Source organism: Kaistella sp. (assembly GCF_049588135.1).
In the GTDB taxonomy this organism is placed as follows: domain Bacteria; phylum Bacteroidota; class Bacteroidia; order Flavobacteriales; family Weeksellaceae; genus Kaistella.
In genome coordinates this window covers 1-5,222 of record NZ_JBAVFG010000189.1, presented here as the reverse complement: position 1 = coordinate 5,222, position 5,222 = coordinate 1, and the positions used below count along the sequence as shown (strand labels likewise).

The window sequence follows — 5,222 nt, the reverse complement described above, 5'->3', positions numbered from 1 at the left end:
TATAAAGGGCACGCCCAAAAAATTTTACAACCAACCCATTTCTTTCATCCACTCATCATTGTAGATTTTCCCAACATATCGCGAACCGTGATCGTGCAATAAAACCACAATTACATCATCTTTGGTGAATTGATCTTTCATTTGAACCAAAGCGGCAATGGCACTTCCGGCAGAATATCCGCAGAAAATACCTTCTTCTTTTGCTAGTTTTCTGGCGTAAATGGCACCGTCTTTATCGGTTACTTTTTCGAAATGATCAATCACCGACATATTATAATTTTCAGGAATAATGTCTTCACCAATCCCTTCTGTAATGTATGAATAAGCGTGTTCGGGATGAAGTTCGCCTGTTTCATGAAATTCTTTTAGAATCGAACCATAAGTGTCAATTCCGATAATTTTTATATCAGAATTTTTTTCTTTGAAGAACATTCCGCAACCTGTAACGGTACCGCCTGTTCCTGCGCCTGCAACAAAATGCGTGAGTTTTCCGTCGGTTTGTTCCCAAATTTCTGGTGCAGTTTGTTCGTAATGTGCCTGTCTGTTTGATAAATTATCGTATTGATTCACATACCAACCATTTTCAGTTTCTTCTCCCAACCGCTTCGAAACGGAATAATAGGAGCGAGGATCTTCGGGAGTTACGTCCGTTGGACAAACGATTACTTCAGCGCCAACTGCTCTTAAAATATCATTTTTTTCTTTAGACTGTTTGGCATTGGTTACGAAAATACATTTGTAGCCTTTTACAATTGCTGCCAAAGCCAAACCCATTCCTGTGTTTCCAGAAGTTCCTTCGATAATGGTTCCGCCGGGTTTTAGTCTGCCGTCTTTCTCAGCGTCTTCGATCATTTTCAAAGCCATTCTGTCTTTTACAGAATTTCCGGGATTGAAGGTTTCTACTTTTGCTAAAACCAATGCTGGGAAATCTTCACCCAAAACTTTATTAAGTTTTACGAGTGGCGTATTTCCGATGGTTTCAAGAATATTTTGTGCGTATTTCATAACCGTTTTATATTTGGATTTTCACTTTTGTCATTTTTAAAAATAAGATTTTGAATGATTTTAAGTGGTGTTTTGAATATTGTTAATTTCGTAAAAATCGATAAAAAATTTACGAATTTGCAAAGATATAATTTTTAAAATTAATTGTATTTAATGGCTTTTACTGGAGATATTTTACTGATCAAATAACTCGGGAGAACTAATGAAATTCCTGATACAATAAGAATTCCAGCAGATATTAATAAAATTTGAAACACATTGATTTCAACTGGAACTACACTTAAATAGTAATTTTCAGGATTTAATTTAATAATACCGAAATGTTTTTGAATGAATAAAAATGCTAATCCAATTAAATTTCCGAATATTAAACCAGGAACCATAATCAGCAAAGTGTAATTAATGAATATCATTCGAATTTGTCCGTTGGTTGCTCCTAATGTTTTCAGCATTCCGATGGAGTTGGTTCTTTCGATAATTAAAATCAACAAAACCATGATGATATTAATGATGACTACTACGAGCATAATCGTAATAATAAGCGCAATATTGGTGTCGAAAATCGCAATGAAATCCATGATTTGAGGATATTCGTCGGTAGCTTTTACCGTATAGTTTTTATAGCCGACCAGTTCATCGATTTTGGGAGTATCTACGTCAATATTATCAATGTCCTTTAGGAAAATATCGATTCCGCCAATTTCAGAATCTTTCATTCCCTGAATTTTTCGGGCATGATTAATGCCGCCAATGATGAATAAATCATCGATCATTTTGATGTCGGTTTTATAAATCCCAACCACTTCAAATTTCCGATATAAAGGACTTTGATTTTCTTTGGAAAATATTGCGACGATACTGTCTTTAATCCCTAAATGAAGATCATTTGCTATTTTTTGAGAAATGCAAATTCCATTGTTAAATCCTTTTTCTGTAACGACTGGTGCGTGTCCTGCAACTAAAAATTTGCGAAATCGTGCCGAGTCAAAATCTTTTCCAACTCCTTTAAAAATGATACCGGCAAAATTATGTTCGTTGCGCAAAATCCCACTTACTGCAACGTATTTTTGCGTAGAAGCAACATCGGGGAGTGCTTTTATTTTATTGAGTTGAAGTCCATCATTACTTAAAATAGAGGAATTATAGGAATTGTTAGATTGCTTTGATTTTACCGAAATGTGACCGGAAAAATCGGCCATTCTTTCTTTAATCGCTTTTTTGGAACCGACTCCAGTAGAAACGGTAATGAGCGAAACGATAACACCAAGCGCGACAGAAAGCCGACCAATAAAGACAATAACCCGTGAGAGATTATTTTTATTATCTTTGGAAAATGCAATTTTTTTAGAAAAATATAACGGAAAATTCAATCGTATGATTTTAAGCCTCAAAAATAAAGATTTACTTCTGATTGTGCTAATTTATTTTGGTTTTTGCCAAATGAGTTTTGCGCAGAACATTGATAAAAACTGTTTCAAAACAGGAGCAGATCGTTCAGAATTATATTTGCCATTGTTGAAAAGTAGGACCATTGCAATCGTAACCAACCAAACTGGTTTGATGAAAGATAAAACTTTTTTAGTCGATTTTTTGGTTAAAAATGATATTAAAATAAAAACGATTTTCGCACCTGAACATGGTTTTCGAGGAGATGCAGATGCGGGTGAACATGTGAAAAATGGAGTCGATACCAAAACGGGAATTCCGATTGTTTCTCTTTATGGGAATAATAAAAAGCCGAAACCTGAACAGCTAAAGGGAATTGATATTGTTCTTTTTGATATTCAGGATGTTGGCGTGAGATTCTACACTTATATTTCTACTTTAACTTATGTGATGGAAGCCGCTGCCGAAAATAATGTAGAAGTAATTGTTCTCGATCGCCCCAATCCACACGATGGATATATTGACGGACCAGTTCTTAAGGATCAATGGAAAAGTTTTGTCGGAATGCACAATGTTCCTATTGTTTATGGATTAACAATCGGCGAATATGGTAAAATGGTGAACGGTGAAAAATGGCTGGATAAAGGAATTCAGACCCAATATACTTTGATTCCAATGCAAGGCTATCACAAAAAACAGCGTTATGGAATTTCAGCTCAACCGTCGCCGAATTTGCCGAATGATAAAGCGATTAATTTATATCCTAGTTTATGTTTTTTTGAAGGAACGCAGGTTTCCGTAGGTCGTGGAACCAATTTACCTTTTCAGATCTATGGTTCTCCGTGGACCAAAGATTTGCCCTATCAATTTACCCCAAAACCATCTGCAGGAGCAAAAGATCCTTTTCTAAATGGGAAATTATGTTATGGTGAAAACTTATCAGAATATCCAGAAGATTTACGAGAAATGAATTTAGATTGGCTTTTGAAAGCTTACAAAGAGTATAAAAATCCACAACAGGATTTCTTTTTAAAGAATTTGTTCTTCGATAAATTAGCTGGAACCGACGAATTGAGAAAACAAATTATCGATAGAAAATCTGCTGATCAAATTAAGAATTCCTGGAAAAAAGGTTTGGAAGATTTTCAGAAAATCCGGATAAAATATGTGATTTATGAGGACTGAATTTTATGAAAAGGAGAGCTGTTGAAGAATGATTGAGTTTTAAATATTTTTCGGTAATATAGAAGAAGACGGGGTTTCGGTGCTCTGCACCTCCCGTTTTTTTTTGTTTTTTTTTCTACAAATGTTTCGCCGCTCTGCGGCTTGCTCTGCTATTTTAAATCGTAATTCTACAAATATTTCGGTTGCTCTGCACAGCTCAAAATATAAAACAAAAGAACAACCTAAAAACTCGCTTTCACCTGCATCGATCCCATGTGGATTGTTCGTTCTCCCGAATTTCTTCCTTCATAATTCAGATCAACTTGAATAAAAGAATTGATCGCTTGTTGCAGAAATACCGACCAAACTTGATTTTTCCCAGGCTTCAAACCATCAAGCATTTGGTTGCCGACAATTGAGAAATTATTTCCTGTAAAATTATTATTGATAAAAGAAAAATTCCCTCGTATTGAAGTTTTCCGCCAATCCCATTGCAAACTTCCGGTTAGGTCGAAAGTCTTTAAAAGTTCCTCACCATCAGTTCTTTTTTTCTGCCGAAATGCCGATGAAAGTTCAGATTGAATGGTTTCCGTAAACTTGTAAGTAACTTTTGGTTTGGTTTCTAAATTTTGTAATTGATAATCTCTACTCGTAAAAAGTTGTGAAGAATTTTCAATCTCATGAACAGAATTTTCCCAATCGATTCGGAAGTCTTTCCCAAACCAATGTCCGATATTCAGGAAATGCGAAACCTGAGTTCGCTCTTCATTACTGAAATTTGCATTGATTAAATTATTGTTGGCGATAAAACGGTAATTCCCATTCCAGCCTGATTTGTCGGTTGGATTAAATTGTGCCGAAGCCAAAATATTTTGATTTTTAAGAATTTGATCTTCATTTTTCTCGAAAGGATTTAAAACAAAAACTTTTGCTTTTTTAAAGTAAGAATTTTGAGAATTAATGGAAAGATTAAAATTCCAGCGTTTCAGAAATTGATTTTCAGAATCAAAAATTACAGAAGGATTTACAAATAAAGCCAACTGCATTTTGTTTTTATTCGATGGAATATAATTCACGGTATTCGTGTAAACCCTGATGTATTGTGCTAAATCTGCATATTCAGCAATTTCAAATTCATCTAACTGTTGAATTCCGTCGCCGTTATAATCCGTCCATTTATAAACGCCTTGCCCGTCGGTTACTTTAATATATTGAAATTCTCGTTGAGCTTCCTGGCCATTTCCGAGTTCATAAAAAGCCTGTAATCGCATTCCGTTATTGAACAATTGCTGCTGATAAGTCATGTTTCCAACGATGAAATCCTGATTGTATTTTGATATTAGATCATCGGATTTTTCGTAGAATTTTCGATAATGAAGTAGGGCAGATAAAGTGGTTTTCTCTGTTTTAATGATTTGACTTTCTGCCATAAAACCCAGAATTTGATTTCTATTTTGCAACGTATTATTTTGAACGGAATCATTATCGCGCAAATACATTTTTGCCAAAAGTTTTGTTCGGGTAGAATCGCTTATTTTTTTCTGAAGGAAAATTTCTTTCCAGCGATAACTGGTGACATCGAGTTCTTCGGTTTGGTTGAATTTTTTTAAATTCTGTTCCATCGCTGCGCCAATTGCCCAACTTCCTTTTTTGCCTGAAAATTCTGT

General features: G+C 34.9%; 3 protein-coding genes and 1 pseudogene. 1 reads left to right on the top strand and 3 read right to left on the bottom strand.

What is annotated here, in order from left to right; genetic code table 11:
* Positions 1–24: 24 nt before the first annotated feature.
* Together WBY99_RS10495 and WBY99_RS10490 are read right to left on the bottom strand one after the other, a co-directional pair.
* Positions 25–1,005, bottom strand: a complete 981-nt coding sequence (locus WBY99_RS10495; RefSeq protein ID WP_423976281.1) for a PLP-dependent cysteine synthase family protein — start codon at positions 1,003–1,005, stop codon at positions 25–27.
* A gap of 140 nt (positions 1,006–1,145) precedes the next feature.
* Complete coding sequence (locus tag WBY99_RS10490) at positions 1,146–2,375, bottom strand: ABC transporter permease (RefSeq protein WP_423976280.1); 1,230 nt, start codon at positions 2,373–2,375, stop codon at positions 1,146–1,148.
* Positions 2,376–2,379: 4 nt separating this feature from the next.
* Between WBY99_RS10490 and WBY99_RS10485 the strand changes: the two genes are divergently transcribed.
* Positions 2,380–3,576 carry an exo-beta-N-acetylmuramidase NamZ family protein gene (locus WBY99_RS10485; protein ID WP_423976279.1) on the top strand — a complete coding sequence of 399 codons (1,197 nt, stop codon included), beginning with the start codon at positions 2,380–2,382 and terminating at the stop codon, positions 3,574–3,576.
* A gap of 221 nt (positions 3,577–3,797) precedes the next feature.
* Here WBY99_RS10485 and WBY99_RS10480 read toward each other — a convergent pair.
* Positions 3,798–5,222: pseudogene (locus tag WBY99_RS10480) on the bottom strand (hypothetical protein); the annotation flags it as partial.

Bases quoted from the DNA above. Each gene is read 5' to 3' on its own strand.
- WBY99_RS10495 (WP_423976281.1), bottom strand. From the start codon at position 1,005: ATGAAATACGCACAAAATATTCTTGAAACCATCGGAAATACGCCACTC.
- WBY99_RS10485 (WP_423976279.1), top strand. From the start codon at position 2,380: ATGATTTTAAGCCTCAAAAATAAAGATTTACTTCTGATTGTGCTAATT.